Here is a 25,624-nt window from a genome sequence, read left to right as displayed (position 1 = left end):
CTGCATAGGGAAAGCGCGATGACCGCCGAGCACGACACCGACACCCCTGAGCCGCGCCTGAACAGCACGGAAATCCGCGTCCTGGGCTGCCTGATCGAAAAACAGGCGACCAACCCGGAAACCTACCCCCTCACCCTCAACGCCCTGGTGCTGGCCTGTAACCAGAAGACCAGCCGCGAGCCGGTGATGAACCTCAGCCAAGGCCAGGTCGGGCAGAGCCTGCGCGCGCTGGAGGGCCAGGGCTTCACGCGCCTGGTAATGGGCAGCCGCGCCGACCGCTGGGAACACCGTGTGGACAAGGCCCTGGAACTGGTGCCGGCCCAGGTGATCCTGACCGGGTTGCTGTTTTTGCGGGGGCCGCAGACCGTCAACGAGTTGCTCACCCGCAGTGGGCGCATGCATGATTTCGAGGATGCCGAACAGGTTGTGCATCAACTCGAACGCCTGATTGCACGAGGACTGGCACTGCTGGTGCCGCGTCAGGCGGGCCAGCGGGAAGACCGATATACCCATGCCCTTGGGGACCCGGCGGATATTGAAGCGATTATGTCCGCGCGGGGGAACCCAGTGGAGCGTAGCGCGGGCGCTGTTTCGGTGGAGCGGATTGAAGAGCTGGAAGCGCGGATTGCCGCACTGGAAGAGCGGCTAGCGCAACTGGAACAGGCATAACGCAGATAAAGATGTGGGAGCTGGCTTGCCTGCGATAGCCATAGGTATCGACACAATTCTGAAGTGATCAACAGTAACCACGATGCGAAGCGAGCCGCTCTTGATCTGCTTTTGATCTTGATCTTAGGCGCCCCGTCAAACCACGCTGGCCGAACGCAGGCTTGAATTCGTGGGTAACCCGGCAGGACGCCGGGTTAGCCGCCCCGCGCCATGGATGGCGCGTGGCGGCGGCCCACGGATTCAAGCCTGTGTTCGGGCACACCGAGCCTAGGCGAGGTGCCGAGTGGTGGGGCAAGAGCGTTTTGCTTACTTTTGCGCTGTTCAAAAGTGAGCCGCCGTCAGGGCGGAACCCTAAGTGGCCGTTACCGCAGGAATGGATATGTACTCGGTATTACGGTGTCGACTGTGAGGCCGTCTTCGCGAGCAAGCCCGCTCCCACAGTTGGATCGTGGGGTGTCAGGTAGATGGGCGTCGGCTGGCAGGCCGCCATCGCAGGCAAGCCAGCTCCCACAGTTGGATCGTGGGGTGTCAGGTAGATGGGCGTCGGCTGACTGGCCGCCATCGCAGGCAAGCCCGCTCCCACAGTTGGATCGTGGGGTGTCAGGTAGATGGGCGTCGCCTGACTGGCCGCCATCGCAGGCAAGCCAACTCCCACATTGGATTTGGCGCAAGGCTTTAGCTGCGGGCGAAGGCCACCGCTGCCTCGAACTGCTCCTGCGTAGGCCGCACGCCGGTATAAAGCACAAACTGCTCCAACGCCTGAATAGCGATCACTTCCAGCCCGGTAATCACCCGCTTGCCCTGCGCACGCCCCCGCACGATCAACGGCGTTTGCGCCGGGATCGCCACCACATCGAAGACGGTCTCAGCCTGATCGATTGCCTCGGCCTCAAAAGCCAACGCATCCGCCTCCGCCCCGCCGGTCATGCCGATGGGCGTCACGTTGATCAGCATCTGCGGCCGCAGGCTACCCAGATCCGCCTGCCACGCGTATCCCAGGTTCCTGGCCAATGCCTGTCCCGCGGCCTCGTTGCGCGCCACGATCACACCATTGGCGTACCCCCCGTCACGCAAGGCGCTGGCGACCGCCTTGGCCATGCCGCCGCTGCCGCGCAGGGCGAAGCTGGAGTCTTTGGGCACCGCGTGTTTTTTAAGCAATTGCTCGATGGCGATGTAGTCGGTGTTGTAAGCCTTGAGATGGCCGTTGGTGTTGACGATGGTGTTCAGGGAGTCAATGGCTTGAACCGAATCGTCGAGTTCGTCCACCAAGGCAATGGCGGCCTCCTTGAACGGCATGGACACCCCGCAACCGCGCACACCCAGGGCGCGGATACCGCCGATCGCGCCGGGCAAGTCCTGGCTGCTGAAGGCTTTATAGTAAAAATTCAGACCCAGCTGTTCATACAGGTGGTTATGAAACCGCAGGCCAAAGTTCCCAGGACGCGCCGACAGCGACATGCACAGTTGGGTGTCCTTGTTGGGGTGCATCTGCATGGATAACTCCTTGAAGTAAGCAAATCGGTACAGACCTTACACAACCTTTACTCACTGGCCGTGCTGTTTTCTCGAAATACGTTGTCTTAAAAGTATCCCCGCGACAATCCTTGAGTCTATTGATTGCAGACCACAAGCGCAGGGGCTAATTGAGGAATGACCATCATGCGTAAACTTCCCAGGATCGCCTTGCTTATCGGCGCACTCGCGATGGCCGGCCAAGCTTCCGCCCACGGTGGTGGTTGGGGTGGCCCGGCCGTGTTCGGTGCGCTTGTCGGCGCAGCGATAGTCGGCTCTGTGGTTGCCAGCCAGCCGCGTGAGGTGTACGTGCAACAGCCGGTGTATGTTCAGCCGCAGCCGGTGTATGCCGCGCCGCCGCCGGTCTACTACGCGCCACCGCCACCGGTGTATGTGCAACAGCAGGTTTACTACCGCCCGGCGCCCGTCTATTACGGCCCACCGCGTGGTTATTATGGGCCGCCTCGCGGCTACTACGGCCCGCCCCACGGTTACTACCGCCATGGTTGGTAAGGTTTAACCCCGTTGACAGCCACAGGCCTCGCCCACATGCGGGGTCTTTTTTTGCCTGAAAAGTCCGGATTTATCCTGCCGATGTCGCTGTGAGAACAACGCACGAGCAGCAATCCCACATCATTAGCGTCGAATATCCTCTTGATCGATTGCGGGCTGCACTGTCATGTTTGCGTCACAAAACAGTCGCACTATCGACTCAGTCCAGCCAATAACAATTAAGGACGATTGACCATGCCCACACAAAACCCGCACCGCACCGCCGGCCTTTGCACCTCCAGCAAGGTCTACAGCGCCTTGACTGAACTCAAGCACCTGGAAGGCCATCGCAGCGCCAAGTTCCTGGCATTGCTGGCCGAAAACCTGGTGCGCAAGGGCCTGCTCAGTGAACACGAAGTGGTGAACATGCTCGACCAGGTGGTGGATTAACGCCTGGCGTTGATGTCGACTATCGAGCCAGGTGATTTTTCCCAGGCGCCAGCAAACCGTAAGGTGACCTCCATAACGTTTGGAGGTACTTATGCCCACTGTTCAAATCATGTCTGTCATCGGTAGCGCCGTCCCCGCCCCTCTGCGCAAACTGGGCTTGCTCGCCTGCTGGTATGTGGTGCGCGATGGCGAGCCGATCAGCGGCCCGCTCACCTCGTTATCGGATGCCGAAACACAACGCCGGATGGCAACCGACTTCAGGCTAGAAGCCTGGGCGTTACGGCAGCGGCAGCTTGACCCGCGGCTTGGTTTCGACGAACAACGCCCAGCACGACATGAACAACGCTGCCACCAGCGGCCCGATGACAAAGCCGTTAAGGCCGAACACCGACAGGCCACCCAAGGTCGAGATCAGGATCAGATAGTCCGGCATCTTGGTGTCCTTGCCTACCAGGATCGGGCGCAGCACGTTGTCCACCAGGCCGATCACGAACACGCCAAAAAGCCCCAGTACCACGCCCTGCCAGATCGAACCGCTCAACAGGAAATAAACTGCCACCGGCCCCCAGACCAGCCCGGCGCCCACCGCAGGCAGCAGGGACAGGAACGCCATCAGCACGGCCCAGAGCAAGGCACTGGGGATGTCCAGGAACCAGAAGATCAAGCCACCCAGCGCACCCTGGGTCACGGCCACCAGCACGTTGCCCTTGACCGTGGCGCGCACCACGCGGTTGAACTTGAGTTGCAGGCGACGCTTTTGCGGCTCGGCCAAGGGCACGGCTGTGCGCACTTTGCGTACCAGCTCCGGGCCGTCGCGCAACAGGAAAAACAGCAGGTACAGCATGATGAAAAAGCTCACCAGAAAATCAAACGTCCCCTGGCCAAAGCTGAACGCCTGGGAGGCAAAGAACTGACTGCCCTGCATCGCGCCCTTGACGACCTTTTCCCGCAGCCCTTCGAGGTTGCCCATGCCGAAGCGGTCGAGCAATTGCTGAAAATACGGCGGTAGGACGTTCTTGAATTGCTCGATATAACCCGCCACGTCGAGCTTGCCGCTCTCGATGTTTTTGTAGAGCGTGGCCCCCTCTTGCACCAGCAACGCACTGGTGATGATCACCGGCAGAATCGCGATCACCAGGCACACCATCAAGGTGGTCAGGGAGGTCAGGTTGCGGTTCCAGCTAAAACGCTGCTGCAGGCGGCGCTGCATCGGCGCAAAGATAATGCCCAGGATCACGGCCCAGAACACCGCGCCGTAAAACGGCAGCAATATCCAGATAAAGGCCACGGTGACCAGGGCCAGTAGCAGCAACAGAGTTTTGAATTGCAGGTTGGTTTGATTCATGTCCGGTCCATGTCAGAAAAACAGGGCCGATCGCGGCCCTGTTGCTTAGTCCGCAGCCAAACCTGGGAGTGCCCTTGTTTTTCGAACAAGCATAGATCGCCCTGTTTAGACGTGGATCAATGCACGGCGCCCGGCCCTGCACTACCCTCGCGCCTTTTGCGACCTACAGCCATGCCCTCCATGATTGCCCCCGAACTGCTCGCCCCTGCCGGCACCCTGAAAAACATGCGCTACGCCTTTGCCTACGGTGCCGATGCGGTTTATGCCGGCCAGCCGCGCTACAGCCTGCGGGTGCGCAACAACGAGTTCGACCACGCCAACCTGGCCCTCGGCATCCAGGAAGCCCATGACCAGGGCAAGCGTTTCTACGTGGTGGTGAACATTGCGCCCCACAACGCCAAGCTCAAGACCTTCCTCAAGGACCTGGCGCCCGTGATCGCCATGGGCCCGGATGCGCTGATCATGTCTGATCCGGGGTTGATCATGCTGGTGCGCGAGCACTTCCCAAAGATGCCGATCCACCTGTCGGTACAGGCCAATACGGTGAACTGGGCCAGCGTGGCGTTCTGGCAGCAACAAGGCATTTGCAGGGTGATTCTGTCGCGGGAGCTGTCTCTGGAAGAGATCGGCGAAATCCGCCAGCAGGTGCCGACGATGGAGTTGGAGGTGTTTGTGCATGGCGCCTTGTGCATGGCCTATTCCGGGCGGTGCCTGCTGTCGGGCTATATGAACAAGCGCGATGCCAACCAGGGCAGTTGCACCAATGCCTGCCGCTGGAAATACCAGGCCACGCCGGCAGTGGAGAATGCCACTGGCGATATCGTCCATGAATATCAACCCACATTGGGCATCGGCACGCCCACCGATCAGGTGTTCCTGCTACAGGAAGCCAATCGCCCCGATGAACCCATGCCCGCCTTCGAAGACGAACACGGCACCTACATCATGAACGCCAAGGACCTGCGGGCCGTGCAGCATGTGGAGCGCCTGGCACAGATGGGCGTGCATTCGTTGAAGATCGAAGGCCGCACCAAGTCCCACTTTTACTGCGCGCGCACCACCCAGGTGTACCGCCAGGCCATCGACGACGCGGTGGCTGGCCGGGCGTTTGACCGCGGCTTGATGACCAACCTCGAGTCCCTGGCCCAGCGTGGCTATACCGAAGGTTTTCTGCGCCGCCATGTGCACGACGAATACCAGAACTACCAGAACGGCAGCTCGGTTTCCGAACGCCAGCAGTTTGTCGGAGAACTGACCGGCGAGCGGCGTGGCGCGTTGGCCGAGGTGAAGGTGAAGAATCGCTTTGCGCTGGGCGATCATCTGGAGTTGATGACGCCCGCTGGCAATTTTCACTTCGACTTGGCGAGCCTGCATAACACCAAGGGCGAAAGCATTGAGGTGGCGCCGGGGGACGGGCATACGGTGTATGTACCGATTCCGGCGCAGATGGACCTGCGCTTTGGCCTGCTGATGCGCGACGTTTAATCCCTGCCATGGGCATCGGTATCTACACAACTTTGTGGGCTATAGCAGCGGACGGTAACCACGATGCGAAGCGAGTCGCTCTTGATCTGCTTTTGATCTTGATCTCAAGCGCCCCGTTAAACCACGCTGGCCGGAATTCGACAGGGATTTGGGGGGTAAACCGGCAGGGATGCCGGTTTAGCCGCCCCGCGCCATGGATGGCGCGTGGCGGCGGCCCCCCAAATCACTGGCGGATTACGGGCACACCGAGCCCAAGCGAGGTGCCGAGTGGTGGGGCATGAGCGTTTTGCTTACTTTTGCGCTTTTCAAAAGTGAGCCGCCGTCAGGCGGAACCCTAAGTGGCCGTTACCTAAATAACGGATATGTACCCTGTCCAACTGTGTTGACTGTCAGGCCGTCTTCGCAGGCAAGCCAGCTCCCACATTTGGATTGCGGTGCCTCAGGGAGATAGGCGTCGGCTGTCAGGCCGTCACGGGAGCAAGCTCCCTCGCCACAGGTTCAGCGTCGCACCAAAATTGTGTAGATACCTATGCTGCCATGAATTGAAAGGATCAGATCCTGAACTGGCCCACCAACTGCCCCAGGCGCTGGCCCAGGTCGGCCAGGCTGCGAGACGTCTGAGCGCCCAACTGGGTTTCGTCCGCCACGCTGTCCACCGCCACGGCAATCTGATGCACGCTGCGGTTGATCTCTTCTGCCACGGCGGTCTGCTCTTCGGCGGCGCTGGCGATCTGGGCGTTCATTGAGTTGATGGTGCCAATCAGCTGCGCCATGGTGTCCAAGGACGCGCCGGCTTGGTTGGCCTGGGCCGAGGTGCCGTCGCCGGCATCGCTGGAGCGGCGCATTGCGTCCACGGCCGCCTCGGTGCCCTTTTGCAGGCGGTCGATCATGCCCTGGATTTCCTGGGTGCTGGTTTGGGTGCGACTGGCCAGGGCACGCACTTCGTCGGCGACCACGGCAAAGCCACGCCCGGCCTCCCCGGCCCGTGCGGCTTCGATGGCAGCGTTGAGCGCCAACAGGTTGGTTTGTTCGGCGATGGAGCGGATCACGCCGAGCACGCTGACGATAGACGACACATCCTGCTGCAGGCTGTCCAGGGACACGCCGCTGCTGCGGATGTCGTTCACCAGCGCATGGATCTGCGCGATGCTGCCGTCCACTACACGCTTGGCTACCTGGCCTTCGGCGTCGGTCTGCTGCGCAGCAACGGCGGCGCCCTGGGCACTGCGCGCCACTTCGTGGGCGGCCGAGGACATCTGGTTGATCGCGGTGGCCACCTGGTCGGTCTCGTGGCGCTGGCGTTCCATGGCCTGCTCGGAGCGCTGGGCCTGGTCGGACACCTGGCTCACCAACCCGGTGAGCTGAGCGGTCATGTCAGTGATCTGGCGCACCAGGCCGTGGATTTTATCGACAAAGCGGTTGAACGCACCGGCCAGGTCGCCGAGTTCATCCTGGCTGGTGATGGCCAGGCGGCGGGTCAGGTCGCCTTCACCCGCCGCGATGTCATCGAGGTTGGCTTTCATCAGGTGCAGCGGACGCAAGATGGTATTGGCTAGCAACATGCCCACGGCGGCGATCACCAGCAACACCACCACGGCCACACCGAGGATGCTCAGCAGCACGCCTTGCATGCGTGTCTCGACTTTAGCCTGCACCACTGCCACTTGGGCGTCGATGCCATCGAGGTTCACCGAGGTGCCGATCACCATGTCCCACTTGGGCAGGTACTCGGTATAGCCGAGCTTGGGCACCAGCTCGGTCTGGCCGGGCTGGGTCGAGCTGTATTGCAGGTAGTGGGTGCCGTCCTTGCCGACCTTGACCAGGTCGCGGTTGACGTAGACGCCGTTAGGGTCGCGGTTGTCCTTGAAGCTTTTGCCTACGCCGTCCGGGCTGTTGCCCTTGAACAGGCGGATGGTCTCGGAGTCGTAGCCGAAGAAATAGCCGTCTTTGCCGTAGCTGGTATTGGACAACAATTTGACCACCTGCGCCCGCGCCGCGCTGTCGCCGGGGGCTGCTGCGTCGTAGAGCGGCTTGATGGTGGTCATGGCCACCTCGACATAACCTTGCAGGGTGGCCTTGGCGTCGTTGAGCAGGCGCTGGCGGGTTTCATCCACTTCGTTGCGGGCCTGGCCCTGCAGAATCCACACGGTGGTCAGGCTGATGACCACGGCAAACACCAACACCGGCACGACAGCAAGGGCCAGGACTTTGGCCTTCAAACTCAGACGCATGGCTTTTCTCTCTTGTTAGTGGCGACTTGAGAGGTTAACGGCCATGTGAGCGATTTCTGTAGGAGCGAGCTTGCTCGCGAAGAACCTGAGAGCACTGCGGGGTGCCAGGTTGCCCGCGTTATCGTTGACGCTTTTCGCGAGCAAGCTCGCTCCTACAGGAACCTCGTCAGAGCGTCATCGCGGCCAGCCAGCCGAACGCCAGCAGCGGCAGGTTGTAGTGCAGGAAGGTCGGCACCACGGTGTCCCAGATGTGGTGGTGCTGGCCGTCGATATTCAGGCCGGAGGTGGGCCCAAGGGTAGAGTCCGAGGCGGGCGAACCGGCGTCGCCCAAGGCACCGGCGGTACCGACGATGCACACGATGGCCAACGGGCTGAAGCCCAACTGCACACACAGCGGCACGAAAATCGCCGCGAGGATCGGCACCGTGGAAAACGACGAGCCGATGCCCATGGTCACCAACAACCCCACCAGCAGCATCAACAACGCCCCGACGCCCCGGCTATGGCCGATGAACGCTGCCGAGGCTTGCACCAGCGAGTTCACGTCACCGGTGGCCTTGAGCACTTCGGCAAAGCCTGAGGACGCGATCATGATGAAGCCGATCATCGCCATCATCTTCATGCCTTCGGTGAACAGGTCATCGGTGTCGCGCCAGCGCACGATGCCCGACACCGAGAAGATCAGGAACCCGGCCAGGGCGCCGATGATCATCGAGTCCAACCACAGCTGGATGATGAACGCCGAGGCAATTGCCAGGCCGGCCACCAGCAGGGTCAGCGGGTTGTACTGCACCGCCACTTGCTCGACACGTTCGATTTTCTTCAGGTCATACACACGCTTTTTGCGGTAGCTGATCAGCACCGCCACCAGCAGGCCGACCACCATGCCCAGCGCCGGCAGGCCCATGGCGTGGGTGACGTTGACCCCACTGATATCCACCCCGCTCTTGGCGACGTTGGCCAGCAGGATTTGATTGAGGAATATATTGCCAAAGCCTACCGGTAGAAACATGTACGGGGTGATCAGGCCGAAGGTCATCACGCAGGCGATCAGGCGACGGTCCAGTTGCAGCTTGGTCAGTACGTACAGCAGCGGCGGTACCAGCAGCGGAATAAACGCAATGTGGATCGGCAAGATGTTCTGCGAGGCAATCGCCACCACCCACAACAGGCCGATCAGCAGCCATTTGACGTGGTTGCCACCGCTGGCGTCCTGGCGGTCCACCAGCAGCAAGGCTTTGTCCGCCAGGGCATGGGCCAGCCCGGACTTGGCAATCGCCACGGCGAAAGCCCCGAGCAATGCGTAGGACAACGCCACGGTTGCGCCGCCGCCCAGCCCGCCGTTGAAGGCCTTGAGCGTGGCCTCGATACCCAGGCCACCGGTCAAACCGCCCACCAGGGCGCCGACGATAATGGCGATGACCACATGCACGCGGGACAGGCTGAGTACCAGCATGGTGCCGACCGCGGCGATGACTGCGTTAATCATGGTTACCTCAAGCAGAAACAAAAAAGACAGGCATGCCCGCGCGCGGCCCATGGGAACAGCTGCCGGCGTGCAGGCTTGAAAGAGGTCTTATTAGAGGGCGCGCACTTTGCAGGAGCTGGGCTGCCATGTCAAAAACTGTGGTGAGTGAACGCTCTCTCAACAGATAAAGAATTGCAGGCGCCCGCCGATAAGCTGTCTCTAACGTGCTTTCAGGTAAGGATGTCCCGATGTCGCTCAGGCAGCTCTCCATTCAATGGAAAATCACCCTGCTGGCGGGCCTGTGCCTGCTGGGGGTCGTGACCCTGCTGGTGGGTCTGTCGCTGTATCGCATGGCGCAGAGCTCGCAGCAGGTCAAGGCGTCTAGCATGCAGATGCTCGACGAAGCCGCCCAGTCGCGCATCGAAGCCCAAGGCGAAGTGCAGGCGCTGGGCATTCGCCAGCAGTTCATGGATGCCTACCAATACGGCCACGGTTTTTCCCGCCAGGTGCTGTTTTTGCGCGAGCAGGCCGAAAAGCGCTTTCTCGATGCCTTCGACACCCGTGAAGACCTGACCCGCCAGGTCAAGGCCGCCCTGCAGGCCAACCCTGACCTGCTCGGCCTGTCCCTGGTGTTCGAAGCCAATGCGCTGGACGGCAAGGACGAACTGTTCGCCAACCAGGCGGAACTGGGCAGCAATGACAAAGGCCGTTTCGCCCTGTACTGGTCGCAACCGACGCCGGGGAAAATCACCTCGATGGCGCTGCCCGAGAGCGACATGGCCGACACCTCCATCGGCCCCAGCGGCGAAAAGGCCAACGCCTGGTTCACTTGCCCACGCACGACCCTCAAACCCTGCGTGATCGAACCTTACTTTTATGTGATCGACGGCCAGAACGTGCTGATGACCAGCATCGTGTTCCCGCTGATGGTCAACGGCAAAGTCATCGCCTCGCTGTCGGTGGACATCAACCTCAACAGCTTGCAGGCGGTCAGCCAGCAGGCCAGCGGGAAACTGTACGACGGCCAGACCCAGGTCAGCATCCTCAGCGCCACTGGCTTATTGGCCGGCTACAGCCCCGACGCCAGCAAACTCAGCCAACGCCTGGAGCAGGTCGACCCGGCCAACGGCGCGCAGTTGATCAGCGCCCTGGCGAGCAGTACCCAGACCCGCAGCCTGCGCACCGACCATCAACTCAAGGTACTGGCGCCTTTTGCACCGATTCCCGGCGGTAAGGCCTGGGGCGTATTGCTGGATGTACCGGAACAAGTCCTGGTCGCCCCCGCCGAAGCGCTGAAAAACCAGCTGGACGCCGACAACGCCAAAGGCACCTTGCTGGAACTGGGCCTGGGCCTGCTAGCCGCCGTGGTCGGCTTGATCCTGGTGTGGCTGATGGCGCGCAGCGTGACCCGACCAATCCTTGGCGTGGCGCACATGCTTGAAGATATCGCCAGCGGCGAAGGCGACCTGACCCGGCGCCTGGCCTATGCCAAACAGGATGAACTGGGCCAATTGGCCGGCTGGTTCAACCGTTTTCTCGACAAGCTGCAGCCGATCATTGCCGAGGTCAAACGCTCGGTGCAGGATGCCCGCGGCACCGCCGACCAGTCCGCAGCCATTGCCACGCAAACCAGCGCCGGCATGGAGCAGCAGTACCGCCAGGTGGATCAGGTGGCCACCGCGTCCCACGAAATGAGCGCCACCGCCCAGGACGTGGCCCGCAGCGCCGCCCAAGCGGCCCAAGCCGCACGGGATGCCGACCAGGCGACTCGCCAAGGCTTGACCGTTATCGACCGCACCACCGTCAACATTGGCGAGCTCGCCGCCGACATGAGCACTGCCATGGCCCAGGTAGAAGGCTTGGCCGCCAACAGCGAACAGATCGGCTCGGTGCTTGAAGTGATTCGCGGCATCGCCGAGCAGACCAACCTGTTGGCGCTCAACGCCGCCATCGAAGCCGCTCGCGCCGGTGAGGCCGGCCGCGGTTTTGCCGTGGTCGCCGACGAAGTGCGCAACCTGGCACGGCGCACCCAGGAATCGGTGGAAGAAACCCGCCTGGTGATCGAACAATTGCAAACCGGTACCAGCGACGTGGTCGGTTCCATGGGCAACAGCTATCGCCAGGCCCAGGGCAGCGTCGAGCAGGTCGGCCAGGCCGTCACCGCCTTGCGCCAGATTGGCGATGCGGTCACGGTGATCAGCGACATGAACCTGCAAATCGCCAGCGCCGCCGAAGAGCAAAGCGCCGTGGCCGAAGAGATCAACAGCAACGTGGCGACCATTCGCGATGTGACCGAGTCGTTGTCGGAGCAGGCCAATGAATCGGCGCGGGTCAGCCAGGCGTTGAACAGCCTGGCGAATCAGCAGCAGGGGTTGATGGATCAGTTCAGGGTCTGAATGTAGCAAGGCTTTTCTGTGGGAGCCGGGCTTGCCCGCGATGCAGACACCTCGGTATGTCAGGCAAACCGAGTCGATGCTATCGCAGGCAAGCCAGCTCCCACATTTTGAACTTTGGGGTGTGAATGTCAGCGGCGTGGCAACTCGATCAATACCTTGAGCCCACCCAGCTCACTCTCCTGCAGTTGCAACACCCCGCCCCACACCTCAACGATGTCGCGCACGATCCCCAAACCCAGGCCATGGCCAACCCTCTGTTCATCCAGGCGTGCGCCACGGCTGAACACTTGGTCGCGCTGGGCCTCGGGAATGCCGGGGCCGTCATCTTCCACCGCCAGTTGGTAACCGTGGGGCGTCTCGCTGACGCTCAGGCGTACCTCGGCGTCTGCCCATTTACAGGCGTTGTCCAACAGATTGCCCAGCAGTTCCAGCAGGTCTTCACGGTCCCAGGGCAGTTGCAGGCCCGGCGCCACCTGGTAGCTGAGGTCCAGGTGTTCGCCGTGGATCATGCGCAGGGTGGCCAGTAAACCGGGCAGCTCTTGTTCACAGTCAAACAACGCGCCCGGCAAGGCATCGCCGGCCAGGCGTGCACGGTTGAGTTCACGGTTGAGGCGTTGCTGCACTTGCTCCAGTTGTTCGCGCAGCAACTGGCTCAACTGCGGATGATCCTTGAGGGCTTCACTGGAAGCGGCGCTCAACAACACCGCCAGCGGGGTTTTAAGCGCATGGCCCAGGTTGCCGAGGGCGTTGCGGGAGCGCTTGAGGCTGTCTTCGGTGTGCGCCAGCAGGTGGTTGATCTGCGCCACCAGGGGCTCCAGTTCAAGCGGCACCTGGGTGTCGAGTTGCGAACGCTGGCCTTGTTGCAATTGGGCGATCTGGTTACGTGCGGTCTCCAGCGGGCGCAAGGCACGGCGCACGGTGACCCGTTGCAGGATCAGCACCAGCAGCAGCGCCGCCAGCCCCATCACTAGGCCGACCTGACGCATCAGGCGAAAGCTCTCGCGCACGGGCGTGTAGTCCTGAGCCACGCTGATGGAAATCGACTGGCCAAAGCGCTTGTAGTCCGAGCGCAGCACCAACAGTTGCTGGCCTTCGGGCCCCAGTTGCAGGTTCCCTTTCAGCCCCGCCGTGGGGAGCCGGGGCAGTTCCTGGTCCCACAATGAACGGGAGCGCCAATGCACATCGGCAAAGTCGATACGAAAGTAATGCCCGGAAAATGGCCGTTGGTACGCCGGCGACAGGCGTTGCTCATCCAACTGCACGCCGTTGGGCCCACGCACCAGCGCCACCAGCAGATTTTCGCTGTCGTTGCGCAAGCCCGCTTCAAGGTAGCGCTGCAAACCCGCCTCGAACAACCACAGGCTGGTTTGCGCCAGCACCACGCCGACAATCACCATCACGCTGATCAACCCCAGGCTCAGGCGTCGCTGGATTGACCTCATGCCGGGGTGGCGCCGAAACGGTAGCCCTGGCCGCGCCGGGTCTCGATCACGCTGCGGCCCAATTTGCGCCGCAGGTGGTTGACGTGTACCTCAAGTACATTGGAGTCGCGCTCGGTCTCACCGTCATACAAGTGTTCGGCCAGGTGGCTTTTGGACAGGATTTGTTCGGGATGCAGCATGAAATAGCGCAACAAGCGAAACTCGGCAGCCGTCAGTTGGATCTCGGCGCCGTCGCGTAGCACGCACTGGCGCCCTTCATCCAAATGCAGGCCGGCGGCTTGGAGGGTGGGCTGGTTCGTCTGGCCGTGGGAGCGGCGCAGCAGCGACTGGATGCGCAGGTACAGCTCTTCGGGGTGAAAGGGTTTACTCAGGTAATCATCGGCGCCGGCCTTGAGCCCTTCGATACGCTCGGCCCAGGAATCGCGGGCGGTGAGAATCAGCACCGGGATGGCCAACGCGGCGGCGCGCCATTGGGCCAGCACTTCAAGCCCGGGCAAACCGGGCAGGCCAAGGTCGAGGATGATCAGGTCATAGGGTTCGCTGCGCCCTTGATACACGGCGTCGCGGCCATCGGCCAGCCAGTCGACCGCATAACCCTGGCGCTGCAGGCCGGCCATCAGTTCGTCGGCCAGGGGGACGTTGTCTTCCACCAGGAGCAGGCGCATCAATCTTCCTCATCTTTGATCAGGTTACCGTTGGTGGCGTCCAGCTTGATCTCGCGCACCACGCCCTCGGTGGTCACCAGTTCCACTTCATAGGCATATTGCCCGTGTTTCTTTTCCAGTTCGGCTTCCAGCAGCCGCGAGCCGGGGTATCGCGCCATGGCCTGCTGCAACAGCTGTTCCAATGGCAGGATCACGCCTTGCTGGCGCAGGGCCAGGGCTTCGTCCTGGTTGAGGTCGCGGGCCGCCAGGCTGGAACAAAACACCATGAGCACCAGCGCCACGCGACTGCCGACGCGTAAATTTACCTTCATTACGTATCCTGATGATTCTTGAGAACCTGCCCGGTGAGCGCGTTCAATTCAACATCCCATTCAATGCCGTTGGTATCTCGTAGCTCGACTTCATAGACGTACTTGCCGTATTCCTCATCCAGGTCGGTGTCCAGCAGCGTCGAACCAGGGTGAAGGGCCAGGGCCGTGGCGTCCAATTGATCGAAAGCGACAATAGTAACAGTGGCCGGCACGATCAGTGGCTTGTCGGGGTCCACGGCGGCGGCCGAGGTCGCCGTAACGAGGATGATAGCGGCGGCGCCCAGGGCAGTGAGGCGCTTCATGATAAGTCTCCGTTACATGATGTTTTCCTACGCCGGCCACGGTACACGCTGCAACTTAACTGAAACTGAATTGCCACCATGGCAATTCCGGTTAAGCCATTTTCCCACGGCCTGCGAGATTTCCTATACTGCCCCGCTCGCCTCAACAGAGACCGGTATGACCGCCATCCATATCAAGTTCCCGGCCTTGACCCTCAAGGCCGGCAAACGCGCCTTCACCCGCATCCGCGAGCAGGGCCTTGCGCCTGCCGACGTCGGCATCCTTCCCGGTGCAGCGGGCGGCCCCAAGGCTCTGGGTATCCAAGGGCTCGACCTGGCGCTGTTCGGTGACTGGTTACGCCGTGCGCCGCGCGAGCGTGCGCTGATCGGCGCGTCCATCGGCTCCTGGCGGTTCGCCAGCGCCTGCCTGCCCGACCCGGCGCAAGGCTTGCTCGACCTGGGCCGCCTGTACAACGAGCAGCGCTTTGCCAAAGGCGTGACCATGGCGCAAGTCAGCCAGAGCTGCCAGCGCATGCTCGACGACCTGCTGGCCGGGCGTGATGCGCGGGTGCTGGACAACCCCGACTATCGGTTGAACATCATGGTGGTCAAGAGCCACGGCTTGCTCGCCGATGACCACCGTGGGCGGCTGGGGCTAGGCCTGTCGTCGGTGATTGCCGATAACCTGCGGGGCCGCGCACGGCTGTCGCGGCATTTTGAGCGGCTGATCATCCACGACCCGCGCCAGGCGCCCCCGGTACACCCCCTGAAGGATTTCCCCTCGCGCTTCCTCACCCTGGACGTGGGTAACCTGCGCCAGGCGTTGCTCGCGTCCGGCTCGATCCCCATGGTGATGCAAGGCGTGCGCGACCTGCCCGGGGCCGGAGCCGGCACCTACCGCGACGGCGGCCTGCTGGATTACCACCTCGACTTGCCTTACCACGGCGATGACATCGTGCTGTACCCGCACTTTACCGACCGGGTCATCCCCGGCTGGTTCGACAAGGGCCTGCCATGGCGACGCAGCAACCAGCAAGGCTTGCAGGATGTGTTACTGCTGGCGCCGTCCAGGGACTACCTGGCCCGTCTGCCCCACGGCAAACTGCCAGACCGCAGCGACTTCAAGCGCTTTATGGGCGATGATCCAGGCCGCAACAAATATTGGCAAACCGCCATGAGCGAGAGCCAGCGGCTGGGGGATGAGTTTTTGGCATTGGCGGACAACGGCAAGCTCGGCGACCGTTTGCTGGCCCTTTGACCGCATGGGCGGTATGCGCAGAGGTTGATCAAACTGTTAAACTCGCCGCCTGCCAGACACCTGACCGAGCTGAAAACACTGTGGAAATCTTCAAAGAGTTTACCTTCGAATCCGCCCACCGCCTGCCCCACGTACCGGAAGGCCACAAATGTGGGCGCCTGCATGGGCATTCATTCAAGGTGGCCATCCACCTGAGCGGCGACCTGGATCCCCATACTGGCTGGATTCGCGACTTCTCGGAGATCAAAGCGATTTTCAAGCCACTGTATGAACGCCTCGACCACAACTACCTCAACGACATTCCCGGCCTGGAAAACCCTACCAGCGAAGTGCTGGCCAAGTGGATCTGGACGGAGTTGAAACCTCTGCTGCCGGAACTCAGTGCGATCCGTATCCACGAGACGTGCACCAGTGGCTGCATTTATCGCGGTGAGTAAGAACCACCTGCGGGTGGTTTTTTTCGAAGCGCCGGCGGGCTGATCCATTTGGGAAACCCACACAGACGCTGTTCGACTGAGCCAGTTTGGCTCACCGCTGCACTGCTTTTGCGCTGATTGGGAGGGGGCGGCCTTATAAAGGGCTTACTCCTTCAGCGCATACCTGCCTACACCTGCGTTGGCACGCGGGATGCACGCGACCTGGGTCACCACTCAGGGAGCAGCCCCCATGACGCAGCAAGACCCCGGCAACGACTACCCTCTCAGCGAAGTCCCCTTGCATGCGCGCAAGGGTCTGGCCTCTACGGCCATGGTGTTGCTGGGGTTCACCTTTTTTACCGCGACCATGTTTGCCGGCGGCAAGCTGGGGGTGGCGTTCAGCTTCATCGACATGCTTGGCGTCGTGGCCCTGGGTAACCTGTTGTTGGGTATCTACGCCGCAGGTTTGGGTTACATCGCGTTCAAGAGCGGCTTGAACTCGGTGCTGATGGGGCGTTTCTGCTTTGGCGAAGTGGGTAGCAAGCTCAGTGACTTGATCCTCGGTTTTACCCAGATCGGCTGGTATGCCTGGGGCACGGCCACTGCGGCCGTAGTATTGGGCAAGTATTTCCAGTTGAGCCCGGGCAGTGTGCTGGGGCTGATGCTGGTGTTTGGCTTATTGTTCTGCGCCACCGCCTACGTGGGGTATCGCGGGTTGGAAATTTTGTCCTACATCGCCGTGCCGGCCATGGGCATCCTGTTGCTGCTGTCGATGTGGGTCGCCACCGTGAAAGTCGGCGGGCTGGAGGGGCTGCTGGCAGTGGTGCCCAGCGCTGAACTGGACTTGTCCACCGCCATCACCCTGGTGTTCGGGACCTTTGTCAGCGGTGCAACCCAGGCCACCAATTGGACACGGTTTTCGCGCTCGGCCAAGGTTGCGGTGCTGGCCAGCCTGATCGGCTTTTTTGTCGGCAACGGCTTGATGGTGTTGATCGGGGCCTATGGCGCAATCGTCTATCAGCAACCGGATGTGGTGGAGGTCTTGCTGCTGCAAGGTTTCGCCACGGCAGCGATGGCGATGTTGCTGCTCAATATCTGGAGCACCCAGGACAACACCATCTACAACTTCGCCGTCGCCGGTTGCAACCTGCTGCGCACCCAACGGCGCAAAAGCGTGACCCTGGCCGGCGCGGTGATCGGTACCCTGCTCGCCTTGTTCGGCATGTACGACCTGCTGGTGCCGTACCTGATCCTGCTGGGCACGGTCATCCCGCCGATTGGGGGCGTGATCATGGCGGACTTCTTCTATCGTTATCGCGGCCAATACCCACGCTTGGCGCAGGCTCGCCTACCGGCGTTCAATTGGCCCGGCCTGATTGCGTATGGAGTCGGCACCGTGCTGGCGTTCAACTCGCCGTGGGTCGCGCCGTTGGTGGGAATTTTTGCCGCGTCGCTGACCTATGTGCTGCTCAGCGCCATACTACGCGCCATGACCGCCTGGACATCGGTATCGCCCTGAGGATCTGGCGGCTGTCTGCCTGATTGTTTTTAGCCAAGAGGAACTTGAGCATGCACATCATTAATGCCCGCCTGCGCAACTGTGAAGGCCTGCATGATCTGCACCTGGAACACGGCCGGATCGCCAGCATCACTGCGCAAACCGGGGTGCCGGCGCTGATGGCCGGCGACTTGGACGCCGCCGGCAACCTGGTGATACCGCCCTTCGTCGAACCCCACATCCATCTTGACGCCACGCTCACCGCCGGCGAACCGCGCTGGAACATGAGCGGTACGCTGTTTGAAGGCATCGAATGCTGGGGCGAACGCAAGGCCACCATTACCCAGGAAGACACCAAGGCCCGGGCCAAAAAAACCATACAGGCCCTCGCCGCCCATGGCATCCAGCATGTGCGCACCCATGTCGACGTCACCGACCCAGACCTCACCGCACTCAAGGCCATGCTGGAGGTACGTGAAGAGAGTACCCACCTGATCGACCTGCAAATCGTCGCCTTCCCCCAGGAGGGCATCGAGTCATTCCGCAACGGGCGCGAGTTGATGGAAGAAGCCATTCGCCTGGGTGCCGATGTGATCGGTGGCATCCCCCACTTCGAATACACCCGCGACCAAGGCGTGAGTTCGGTGAAGTTCCTCATGGACCTGGCCGAACGCACCGGCTGCCTGGTGGACGTGCACTGTGACGAAACCGACGACCCCCACTCACGCTTTCTAGAAGTCCTCGCCGAAGAAGCCCGCAGCCGCGACATGGGTGCCCGCGTGACCGCCAGCCATACGACCGCCATGGGCTCCTACGACAATGCTTACTGCGCCAAGCTGTTTCGCCTGCTGGGGCATTCCGGTATCAGCTTTGTCTCGTGCCCCACCGAAAGCATCCACCTGCAAGGCCGCTTCGACAACTTCCCGAAACGCCGCGGCGTCACCCGCGTCAACGAACTGCTTGAGGCCGGGATGAACGTGTGTTTCGGCCAGGACTCCATCGTCGATCCTTGGTACCCGCTGGGTAACGGCAACATTTTGCGAGTGCTGGAGGCTGGCCTGCACATCTGCCATATGCTCGGTTATCGCAATTTGCAAAACGCCCTGGACCTGGTCACCGACAACAGCGCCACGGCCATGGCCCTAGGCAACCGCTATGGGCTGCAAGCAGGCCGCCCGGCCAACCTGTTGATCCTGTCGGCCGACAGCGACTATGAAGTCATACGTAGCCAGGGCCTGCCGTTGTACTCGATCCGCAACGGCAAGGTACTGATGAAACGGCAACCGGCCCAGGTGGAGTTTTTAGACGACTGAGTCGATGTCCAGCGTTTGAACCCGTGCCCGTTCGTCGTGGGACGGCGGCGGTATGCTGGCGAATTGGGCTGGCTCACGATTCTCGCGGTGGCTGAACCAACGTTTGAGGCTCGATTGCAGATGTGCAGAAGGGGCATGGCTGCCGTAGACATCGTGGGCTTGCAGGCGACGCCAGCGCAGGCTTGCCAAGCGCTCGCGGCTGGTGTGCAAACGGTCGATCTCTGCGTTCAAGGCATCGGTGGGTTCATGGCTACGATCATTGGCCGGGCGCCGCAGAGCCAGTTCACGCCGCTTGGCCCGCAGTTGCTCGCGCATGTCTTCAAAGGCCCGGTCGAGCAGCTCGAACTCTCGCTGGGTCACCAGCGGGCCCTCACTCTCCAGGGTGTGTTGCCAGCGGCGCAACGTCGCCCAGGCCGCGGGGATATAGCTGGTGGTCATGAAGTGCTGGTCGGCTTGGAACAGCTGCCTCAGCAGATTATCGCGGTCGGGCATATCGCCCTGCAGTTGCAATGCGCGATTGCAACCCGCCTCTTGGAGCGATTCACAGCCCGGCTTCCATAACACCGAGGAATGGCTGCCATCGGCGAGTGTGATCGGCATGAAGTGATATTGCTCACCATGATGTCGATAGGGGTTGCCACCCACGCGCACCAACCCAGCGGCGAACAGCAGGCCACCAGGTGCGGGGTTGCTGAATAGCGTGATGGCTCCGGGAATCCAGAGTTTAGCAGTGGTGTTCATCCAGGGCGCCGGGACACTGGGGACGGGGTCGTTGTGGTTGACGATGCGGTGGTGGACCAGGGTTGAGGCACCGGCGGTGAATTCGGCGTCGGCGGCGCGGGGGGCGCCGTAGGTGTAGAGGAGTGGGTCGTAATCTCGATCTGGGGTGCGGCGTAGGGCCTCTGCCAATAAGAGTGCTATAGCCCCCCCAAGACTATGGCCACAAATGATAATTCGTTGGCCGCTGTGATATCGAAAAAGGTAACCTGATACAAAATTATGCATGGCCTGAAATGCCTGATAAAAACCTTGATGGGCTTTTCCAACGCCCTCGATGAATGGGACTTGATGGGCGTTTGCATCGCGTAGAACATCGGCACCACTAGCGGTGCCGCGTACAGCAATAAGCACCACTTCATCGTGATGACAAATGAATGCTTGAGTATCTGTTCCAAACTCCACATCGTTAAAAAAGTGTATCCGCTCCGGATACTCGAGATCATTCGAAGTGGCATTCTGCCCGTACAACTCTGGATCAAAAGGCAAAATCTCGAAACGACGGGAATAAGCTACATCTTCATACAATGGATAAAATCTTTGCACTTGCTCTGAGTCAAACCTCCACGCCTCCCGGTAACATGACAAGCGTTCGGCAAACAAATTCCCGATACTTGGATGCCAAGGAAAGCTGACTTTATCCTTAGGTTCTGCTGAAGGATCTTGGCCAAACTCGCAATAGCTTAATGTTGCCATTAACGCAAGTTGGTACAGGTTCAATGCGCAAAATTGATCCTGTGTAGAAAGAATTGGCCGTAATGCTCTTAGAGGTCGCACCTGCAACATCGTGAATTTTTTCGGAAAGAGCACCAGCCCCTTGAAGGAAGACTCGGGAGGTCCAAAACCAAGGTCTGCCATCATCTTGAGTGCATGCCGCATTGGACGGTGAGCCTGTGACGACAGGGGCGGCAAGTGAGCGCTATGTCGAACCAGGTCACTCACTTCAACCTGATAAAAATGATCTGCATTTGGGCGTGCGGGATTTTTTTCGACAATCTGATCGTGGTTATCAAAAAAATGGGTTTGCTCGGCACGCACTTGCAACTCAGTGATGGGCAATGCATAGAATGAACGTGTCATGAGCGACTGATAGAGCGTTTCCCGACCTGAATAGCGCTCCTCCATCATCAGAATTACGGGTCCACAGAAAAAGCCCTCCACTCGGGCAAAACCCTCCCCGTTCAACCGACCGTTGTATTGCTGACCAGCAACGTCACGCAGGGTGTAAGGCAGTCCCCCATAACTTTTTCCATTTCCCGTTTCATCGACTAAGCAGAAGGTCAACCAACCCCCATTCAATGAGCAAGCAGGCATCCTGTCGTTGAAAAACTGTTGCTTCCATGCAGCTTCTTCCATGAGGTTTCTCCTGATTAATCACAGGTCGGATAAATATTGCATAGACGCCCATCTGGCATTTTGAAAGCCTTGAAGTCAGAGACATTGCCGCGACAAAACGCAAATAGGTCTTCCTGGCTTTCTCCCCTGCAACGCTTCCAGCCACCGACAACCTTTACCCAGTTGTCTCGCACTGCTGGTTGTTCTTCTTCCGTTAACGCCAGCACCATTCTCAGCGTCTTCCCACGCAACCCAGCACGGGACACATAACCGCCAGCACGAGCTTTCGTAAGCTGTCCGCTGGTGTTCAGCGAATTGCATTTAAGCCCCTTAATAAGGGCATGCTGGGGGCCAACAGTACGAAACAACCATTGACATTGCCCTGGGAGCTCTCGGACATAACTTTCTGACATCAAAGACATTTCCGTCTCCCAACTATCTCGGATATAAACAGCGGCGTAATCCCGTCCGACGTCCGACCAACGCTCCCCCCACTTTGCGTTAATCGCAAACACAAGTTTACGTAACATCAGCGAGCAGCCTTCCACCCGCTCTGTCAGTGGCACCTCGAAACTCACTCTATTCGCTACGGGCTTGCTGGCAGCCTTGAATATTTTGAGATCCGGTCGCTTGCCATGTCTTCGAGGCAACTTGCACGTTTCACCCGGCGCGGGGGTGTAGGAAGCATCGCCCACAAGGCCGAAATGCGCCGGCAAATCCACCTCCAACGTAAAACGCTCCACCGCCCTTCCCGTACATCCCGAAAGCCCCGCACCCGCCACAACCAGCAACACCCACCCCATCCATCTATTCACCACTCCCTACCTCCCTGTGCCACTGTGCCACCACTCGAAAAAAATGCTCCCCAGGCGCCTCGCCTGCCCTCGGTTGCCAGTGAGTAACACTGCTACCGGTCGCCTCTGCCAAACGACGTACCACCAGAAATTCGAGCTGCTCCGGCTCACGCCATTGCCAGGTGCGCGCTTGTTCCAGTACCTGAGCCAGCCAAATCCTCGGGTCTTGGAATTCGACCAATGCCGCCAGGTCTTCGCTGTACTCCGCCAGCAGGTAGCGCAGGATATTGGCGTGCAGGATGGCGTCGGCCTGTGGGTTGGGTGTGTCGAGCCACGGCGGGTGTTCAGGCGCCGGGTAGTCGCCCGGTGCAGGGTTTTCGTGATGGCACCAACGGCCTTCATGCCAATAGCACACGCTGATCAGTGGCCCGAGGTAGACCGGCCAGTGTTCCTCGGCCAGATGGGCCAAGGCACGGGCCAGGGTGCGGTTGTCGTGAAAGCGATAAAGCGCCTGCTGGCCTTCTGGCCCCAGGAGTAATCGCTCACGCCAATGACGCGCCATACCCGCCAGGTCGCTAGCAGCCAGGCTGGCGAGCCAACCCCAGTTCGACTCGGGGTGTAGCAGCAAGTCGGCCAATGCAGGCTCATTCTGTTGCTCCAGTAGCAGTACGACCGGGCCTGAATTCGCCAACTGCGCCGCAGCGGTCTCGCTGTAGAGGCTGCAATACTGCGACGGGGCACGATCTGCCAGCAGGGATTGGCGAGCCTCGTGATTACCCTCCAGCATCAGGCACAGTTGGCGTCCACTCTGCTGCTGTTGGGCCATCCAGCAATGGGGCAAGCTGTCCATCAGGCCGCCCTCCCCGCGATATTGCACAGGCCTTCGCGGCAACGTTCGCACAGGGGACAAAAGTCCGCGCCCAGTTGCTTGGCCAAATCCATGATGACGCCTTGCGCTGCAGAGATTTGCGCGCCTGCAACCGATGGTGGGCTCACCGAACGGCCTGCAGACGGCGAACCGCCCAAGGTGATGGGCCGGCTGCTGGAAATACTGCCGGCTTGCATCACCAGGTGTTCGCCGCCCGCCTTCAAGCTCAATTGTGCACCAGCCTCTATCACCAGGCTGCCACCGGCCTTGAGATGAACCTGCTGCCCGGCTTCGATCACCAGGCTTTGGCCTACGCGAGTCAGGCTATCACCCTCTACCTCCAGGCGACTGTCATGCCCCACCCGTTGCTCCAGGTCACGCTGGGCGCGCAGGTAAATGAGCTCTTCGCCGCATCGGTCTTCAAGGTACAACTCATTGGCGCCCCCGCCGCCCGGCGAACTGCGGCTGCGCAGAACGCAGCGTGTCTTGTGCTGCGGCAAAGGGTACGCCGGCAGGTGCGATGCATTGGGCAGGCAACCGGTGACAAGGGGTTGGTCCGGGTCGCCCTCCAGAAAGCTCACCAGCACTTCCATGCCGACCCGTGGAATGACCATGGCGCCAAACCCATCACCCGCCCAACCGGACGCCACGCGCAGCCAACAACTGCTGGTCTCACCGCCCTTTTCCGCGCGATCCCAGTGAAAGCACACCTTTACACGACCATAGGCATCGCAGTGCACGTCCTCGCCGGCAGGCCCGGTTACCGTCGCGGTCTGGCTGCCACTGATCGTTGGCTTGGGGTGCTTGAGGGCAGGTCGATGCACTGCGCGCCAGGGAGTTGCGGTGAACCGGTTGCGATAGCCTTGGAACCCATTGGCATCAACGATCGACTCCTCCAACACCTGCGGCTGGTAACCCTCATGACGCACCGAAGTCAGCAGCCATAAGTCGTTGCAGGCTGGGTCCGGGTGATCACACAGCTCAAGAAAGTGACCACTGCACAACGCCGGTTGATCGCTCTTGCCCAGTACCCGATGGCGATCACGCTGGTGACGTTCCAGGCTACGTCGCGCCAGTTGTGCACCGCGTGCATGGCCATTAAAACCGGCAGGATAGCCATAGTCCTCCAAAGGATCCGCCGGCCCGCTACCGGCCTGGGCATGCAGGCGAAACGAAGGGTGCTCAAAGTCATAATCACGACGTACTGTGCGCCGGCTGCGCGTTATTAGGCGCCGGTCGAAACGCTGGACAACCGGGGCCCCAAGCGATGGATCAGCCGAGGAACAATAACGCTGCACCGGCAACCGGCGAAATACCGTCTGGTCATCGCCAAACACCAGCAGATGACTCTCCGCGCTGTGGCGAAAATGGTAGTGAATACCCTCCTCTTCACACAGCCGCTGGATGAAATGCAGGTCGGACTCCCTGTACTGCACGCAAAACGTGCGCGGCGGATACACCACCGGCCCCAACTCAAACGCGTAGGCGTCGGCAAAGATACCGTGGTGTTCGAGGACCGCGGCAATGATCTGCGGTACGCTGCGCTGCTGAAAAACCCGCTGGTCGCAACGATGGGCAAGGGATGCCAGGCGTGGTGCGAGCGTCAGGTGATAAAGGGTGAGCCGCGTACCGGGATCATCCCGACCGATGGCGTAGATTTGCCCGTGCAGGCCCTGATCCGCTTCATCGAAGTCCAGATAGGCGGGTTGATGGAGCAACGCCTCCAGGTCAAGGGAAGGATCTTCGCTGACTAACTGCACCTGTATAAAGTAAGGCTGATCGAGGGCTTCGCTGCCTTTGAACGCCACTACCTGAAATTCTGTATTTATGCTTGAAAGGACTAATTTGAAACGCGACGAAACAAACCCGTTAACCATCCTTTGTTACCCGCCATCAACTTTCTCTTGAACGACTCTCTCTCGCTCTAATACCCATTCGGATTGCGAAAAAAAGCACCTGAACACGCCTAAGCTTAGCGACCCCAGGCACTTTTCGGTCCTTTTTGAATAAAACAGAAGTTTCGTACAGCGAAGATGGAAGTGTCTTTTTACAGAATATATACAGCCAAAAAATCTTCTGACAGCATGGAGAAAATTCTGACTACAGCTTGTCTCTGTGTAACTAAACTTTAAGGAAACGGCTGACACTTATTTAATGCGGAAGTCGTTTCCGCTTTTTAGTCGCCCTGTCCCGCTACAAGTGTCGGCTCCTGACCATGGCTAACCACGATGCGAAGCGAGCCGCTCGTGATCTTGATCTGCTTTTGATCTTAGGCGCCCCGTTAAACCACGCTGGCCGGAATTCGACAGTGATTTGGGGGGTAAACCGGCAGGGATGCCGGTTTAGCCGCCCCGCGCCATGGATGGCGCGTGGCGGCGGCCCCCCAAATCACTGGCGGATTACGGGCACACCGAGCCCAAGCGAGGTGCCGAGTGGTGGGGCAAGAGCCCTTTTGGTTACTTTTGGGGCTCTTTTCCAAAAGTGACCCGCTGTTGAACTGCCCCCCGAAAGTTGGACAGGGGACGCTATTGATTTAGTGCCTGGGTCCGAAATTGTACTGGACTCAAGCCATTCAGTCTGAGGCTTATGCGGTCTTGGTTGTAGTAGGCGATGTAATC

Annotated in this window: 22 protein-coding genes and 3 pseudogenes; 11 read left to right on the top strand and 14 right to left on the bottom strand. The window is 60.4% G+C overall.

What is annotated here, in order from left to right:
* The first annotated feature begins 18 nt into the window (after nt 1–18).
* Nucleotides 19–669 carry a YceH family protein gene (locus MF6394_RS30510; protein WP_047710510.1) on the top strand — a complete coding sequence of 217 codons (651 nt, stop codon included), beginning with the start codon at nt 19–21 and terminating at the stop codon, nt 667–669.
* Between the two features lie 675 nt (nt 670–1,344).
* Here MF6394_RS30510 and MF6394_RS30490 read toward each other — a convergent pair.
* Entirely contained in the window at nt 1,345–2,163 is an 819-nt protein-coding gene (locus tag MF6394_RS30490; RefSeq protein WP_078468159.1) for a shikimate 5-dehydrogenase, read from the bottom strand.
* 156 nt (nt 2,164–2,319) lie between these two features.
* Here MF6394_RS30490 and MF6394_RS30485 point away from each other — a divergent pair, with 156 nt between their 5' ends.
* The 3 genes and pseudogenes from MF6394_RS30485 to MF6394_RS34875 all read left to right on the top strand — a co-directional run.
* Nucleotides 2,320–2,694: a hypothetical protein gene (locus MF6394_RS30485; RefSeq protein WP_078468158.1), complete on the top strand. Its 375-nt coding sequence runs from the start codon at nt 2,320–2,322 to the stop codon at nt 2,692–2,694.
* A gap of 234 nt (nt 2,695–2,928) precedes the next feature.
* Entirely contained in the window at nt 2,929–3,123 is a 195-nt protein-coding gene (locus MF6394_RS30480; RefSeq protein WP_003190284.1) for a hypothetical protein, read from the top strand.
* A gap of 91 nt (nt 3,124–3,214) precedes the next feature.
* A pseudogene (locus MF6394_RS34875) lies at nt 3,215–3,394 on the top strand (hypothetical protein); the annotation flags it as partial.
* Nucleotides 3,395–3,400: 6 nt separating this feature from the next.
* Here MF6394_RS34875 and MF6394_RS30470 read toward each other — a convergent pair.
* The gene (locus MF6394_RS30470) at nt 3,401–4,468 is read right to left on the bottom strand and encodes an AI-2E family transporter (RefSeq protein ID WP_019818663.1); all 1,068 of its coding nucleotides are present in this window, start codon (nt 4,466–4,468) and stop codon (nt 3,401–3,403) included.
* 171 nt (nt 4,469–4,639) lie between these two features.
* Between MF6394_RS30470 and trhP the strand changes: the two genes are divergently transcribed.
* The gene (trhP, locus tag MF6394_RS30465) at nt 4,640–5,953 is read left to right on the top strand and encodes a prephenate-dependent tRNA uridine(34) hydroxylase TrhP (RefSeq protein WP_078468157.1); all 1,314 of its coding nucleotides are present in this window, start codon (nt 4,640–4,642) and stop codon (nt 5,951–5,953) included.
* A gap of 551 nt (nt 5,954–6,504) precedes the next feature.
* On the opposite strand, the gene MF6394_RS35300 is transcribed toward trhP, so the two are convergent.
* From MF6394_RS35300 to MF6394_RS30445, 3 genes and pseudogenes are all read right to left on the bottom strand, one after another.
* Nucleotides 6,505–7,260 (bottom strand): methyl-accepting chemotaxis protein, encoded by a 756-nt coding sequence (locus MF6394_RS35300; protein ID WP_443217265.1) that lies wholly within the window; start codon nt 7,258–7,260, stop codon nt 6,505–6,507.
* 102 nt (nt 7,261–7,362) lie between these two features.
* Nucleotides 7,363–8,184: pseudogene (locus MF6394_RS35295) on the bottom strand (cache domain-containing protein); the annotation flags it as partial.
* Nucleotides 8,185–8,350: 166 nt separating this feature from the next.
* On the bottom strand, nt 8,351–9,670 hold the full coding sequence (locus MF6394_RS30445; protein ID WP_161794324.1) for a Na+/H+ antiporter family protein: 1,320 nt from the start codon (nt 9,668–9,670) through the stop codon (nt 8,351–8,353).
* Between the two features lie 230 nt (nt 9,671–9,900).
* Between MF6394_RS30445 and MF6394_RS35290 the strand changes: the two are divergent.
* Nucleotides 9,901–11,190: pseudogene (locus tag MF6394_RS35290) on the top strand (HAMP domain-containing protein); the annotation flags it as partial.
* Between the two features lie 102 nt (nt 11,191–11,292).
* Nucleotides 11,293–12,048, top strand: coding sequence for a methyl-accepting chemotaxis protein (locus MF6394_RS35285; protein ID WP_371914724.1), 756 nt, complete (start codon nt 11,293–11,295; stop codon nt 12,046–12,048).
* 128 nt (nt 12,049–12,176) lie between these two features.
* On the opposite strand, the gene MF6394_RS30435 is transcribed toward MF6394_RS35285, so the two are convergent.
* From MF6394_RS30435 to MF6394_RS30420, 4 genes are read right to left on the bottom strand one after another with little or no spacing between them, the layout of a single operon-like run.
* Nucleotides 12,177–13,490: a sensor histidine kinase gene (locus MF6394_RS30435; RefSeq protein ID WP_047710505.1), complete on the bottom strand. Its 1,314-nt coding sequence runs from the start codon at nt 13,488–13,490 to the stop codon at nt 12,177–12,179.
* Nucleotides 13,487–14,155 carry a response regulator transcription factor gene (locus MF6394_RS30430; protein ID WP_034135263.1) on the bottom strand — a complete coding sequence of 223 codons (669 nt, stop codon included), beginning with the start codon at nt 14,153–14,155 and terminating at the stop codon, nt 13,487–13,489. The genes MF6394_RS30435 and MF6394_RS30430 overlap by 4 nt, the downstream gene beginning before the upstream one ends.
* On the bottom strand, nt 14,155–14,466 hold the full coding sequence (locus tag MF6394_RS30425) for a PepSY domain-containing protein (protein WP_044273608.1): 312 nt from the start codon (nt 14,464–14,466) through the stop codon (nt 14,155–14,157). Before MF6394_RS30425 ends, MF6394_RS30430 begins: the two co-directional genes overlap by 1 nt.
* Entirely contained in the window at nt 14,466–14,768 is a 303-nt protein-coding gene (locus MF6394_RS30420) for a PepSY domain-containing protein (RefSeq protein WP_044273607.1), read from the bottom strand. Before MF6394_RS30420 ends, MF6394_RS30425 begins: the two co-directional genes overlap by 1 nt.
* Before the next feature lie 157 nt (nt 14,769–14,925).
* Here MF6394_RS30420 and MF6394_RS30415 point away from each other — a divergent pair, with 157 nt between their 5' ends.
* The 4 genes from MF6394_RS30415 to codA all read left to right on the top strand — a co-directional run bounded on the left by MF6394_RS30415 (nt 14,926) and on the right by codA (nt 19,232).
* Nucleotides 14,926–16,005 (top strand): hypothetical protein, encoded by a 1,080-nt coding sequence (locus MF6394_RS30415; RefSeq protein WP_078468152.1) that lies wholly within the window; start codon nt 14,926–14,928, stop codon nt 16,003–16,005.
* An 80-nt stretch (nt 16,006–16,085) separates the two neighbouring features.
* On the top strand, nt 16,086–16,442 hold the full coding sequence (gene queD / locus MF6394_RS30410) for a 6-carboxytetrahydropterin synthase QueD (RefSeq protein WP_003237990.1): 357 nt from the start codon (nt 16,086–16,088) through the stop codon (nt 16,440–16,442).
* A 229-nt stretch (nt 16,443–16,671) separates the two neighbouring features.
* Nucleotides 16,672–17,940, top strand: a complete 1,269-nt coding sequence (gene codB / locus MF6394_RS30405; RefSeq protein WP_047710502.1) for a cytosine permease — start codon at nt 16,672–16,674, stop codon at nt 17,938–17,940.
* Nucleotides 17,941–17,990: 50 nt separating this feature from the next.
* Nucleotides 17,991–19,232 (top strand): cytosine deaminase, encoded by a 1,242-nt coding sequence (gene codA, locus MF6394_RS30400; RefSeq protein ID WP_078468151.1) that lies wholly within the window; start codon nt 17,991–17,993, stop codon nt 19,230–19,232.
* On the opposite strand, the gene MF6394_RS30395 is transcribed toward codA, so the two are convergent.
* The 5 genes from MF6394_RS30395 to MF6394_RS30375 form a co-directional block, all read right to left on the bottom strand.
* Nucleotides 19,221–21,365 (bottom strand): lipase family protein, encoded by a 2,145-nt coding sequence (locus tag MF6394_RS30395; protein ID WP_078468150.1) that lies wholly within the window; start codon nt 21,363–21,365, stop codon nt 19,221–19,223. The genes codA and MF6394_RS30395 overlap by 12 nt on opposite strands.
* A 14-nt stretch (nt 21,366–21,379) precedes the next feature.
* On the bottom strand, nt 21,380–22,147 hold the full coding sequence (locus MF6394_RS30390; protein ID WP_376753097.1) for a hypothetical protein: 768 nt from the start codon (nt 22,145–22,147) through the stop codon (nt 21,380–21,382).
* Nucleotides 22,148–22,151: 4 nt separating this feature from the next.
* Nucleotides 22,152–22,988: a DUF4123 domain-containing protein gene (locus tag MF6394_RS30385; RefSeq protein ID WP_078468149.1), complete on the bottom strand. Its 837-nt coding sequence runs from the start codon at nt 22,986–22,988 to the stop codon at nt 22,152–22,154.
* A complete protein-coding gene (locus MF6394_RS30380) occupies nt 22,988–24,883 on the bottom strand; it encodes a type VI secretion system Vgr family protein (protein WP_078468148.1) in 1,896 nt (631 codons plus the stop codon). The genes MF6394_RS30385 and MF6394_RS30380 overlap by 1 nt, the downstream gene beginning before the upstream one ends.
* 648 nt (nt 24,884–25,531) lie before the next feature.
* Nucleotides 25,532–25,624 (bottom strand): IS3 family transposase (locus MF6394_RS30375; protein WP_143501162.1); only part of this gene is annotated, 93 nt, incomplete at its 5' end.

This window comes from Pseudomonas sp. MF6394, assembly GCF_002018845.1.
Lineage (GTDB): Bacteria > Pseudomonadota > Gammaproteobacteria > Pseudomonadales > Pseudomonadaceae > Aquipseudomonas > Aquipseudomonas lactis.
The sequence above is the reverse complement of the archived record's forward strand: the minus strand, read 5'-3'. Positions and strand labels throughout refer to the sequence as shown.

Bases quoted from the DNA above. Each gene is read 5' to 3' on its own strand.
- MF6394_RS30510 (WP_047710510.1), top strand. From the start codon at position 19: ATGACCGCCGAGCACGACACCGACACCCCTGAGCCGCGCCTGAACAGC.
- MF6394_RS30490 (WP_078468159.1), bottom strand. From the start codon at position 2,163: ATGCAGATGCACCCCAACAAGGACACCCAACTGTGCATGTCGCTGTCG.
- MF6394_RS30485 (WP_078468158.1), top strand. From the start codon at position 2,320: ATGACCATCATGCGTAAACTTCCCAGGATCGCCTTGCTTATCGGCGCA.
- MF6394_RS30480 (WP_003190284.1), top strand. From the start codon at position 2,929: ATGCCCACACAAAACCCGCACCGCACCGCCGGCCTTTGCACCTCCAGC.
- MF6394_RS30470 (WP_019818663.1), bottom strand. From the start codon at position 4,468: ATGAATCAAACCAACCTGCAATTCAAAACTCTGTTGCTGCTACTGGCC.
- trhP (WP_078468157.1), top strand. From the start codon at position 4,640: ATGCCCTCCATGATTGCCCCCGAACTGCTCGCCCCTGCCGGCACCCTG.
- MF6394_RS35300 (WP_443217265.1), bottom strand. From the start codon at position 7,260: ATGGAACGCCAGCGCCACGAGACCGACCAGGTGGCCACCGCGATCAAC.
- MF6394_RS35285 (WP_371914724.1), top strand. From the start codon at position 11,293: ATGGAGCAGCAGTACCGCCAGGTGGATCAGGTGGCCACCGCGTCCCAC.
- MF6394_RS30435 (WP_047710505.1), bottom strand. From the start codon at position 13,490: ATGAGGTCAATCCAGCGACGCCTGAGCCTGGGGTTGATCAGCGTGATG.
- MF6394_RS30430 (WP_034135263.1), bottom strand. From the start codon at position 14,155: ATGCGCCTGCTCCTGGTGGAAGACAACGTCCCCCTGGCCGACGAACTG.
- MF6394_RS30425 (WP_044273608.1), bottom strand. From the start codon at position 14,466: ATGAAGGTAAATTTACGCGTCGGCAGTCGCGTGGCGCTGGTGCTCATG.
- MF6394_RS30420 (WP_044273607.1), bottom strand. From the start codon at position 14,768: ATGAAGCGCCTCACTGCCCTGGGCGCCGCCGCTATCATCCTCGTTACG.
- MF6394_RS30415 (WP_078468152.1), top strand. From the start codon at position 14,926: ATGACCGCCATCCATATCAAGTTCCCGGCCTTGACCCTCAAGGCCGGC.
- codB (WP_047710502.1), top strand. From the start codon at position 16,672: ATGACGCAGCAAGACCCCGGCAACGACTACCCTCTCAGCGAAGTCCCC.
- codA (WP_078468151.1), top strand. From the start codon at position 17,991: ATGCACATCATTAATGCCCGCCTGCGCAACTGTGAAGGCCTGCATGAT.
- MF6394_RS30395 (WP_078468150.1), bottom strand. From the start codon at position 21,365: ATGGAAGAAGCTGCATGGAAGCAACAGTTTTTCAACGACAGGATGCCT.
- MF6394_RS30390 (WP_376753097.1), bottom strand. From the start codon at position 22,147: ATGGGGTGGGTGTTGCTGGTTGTGGCGGGTGCGGGGCTTTCGGGATGT.
- MF6394_RS30385 (WP_078468149.1), bottom strand. From the start codon at position 22,988: ATGGACAGCTTGCCCCATTGCTGGATGGCCCAACAGCAGCAGAGTGGA.
- MF6394_RS30380 (WP_078468148.1), bottom strand. From the start codon at position 24,883: ATGGTTAACGGGTTTGTTTCGTCGCGTTTCAAATTAGTCCTTTCAAGC.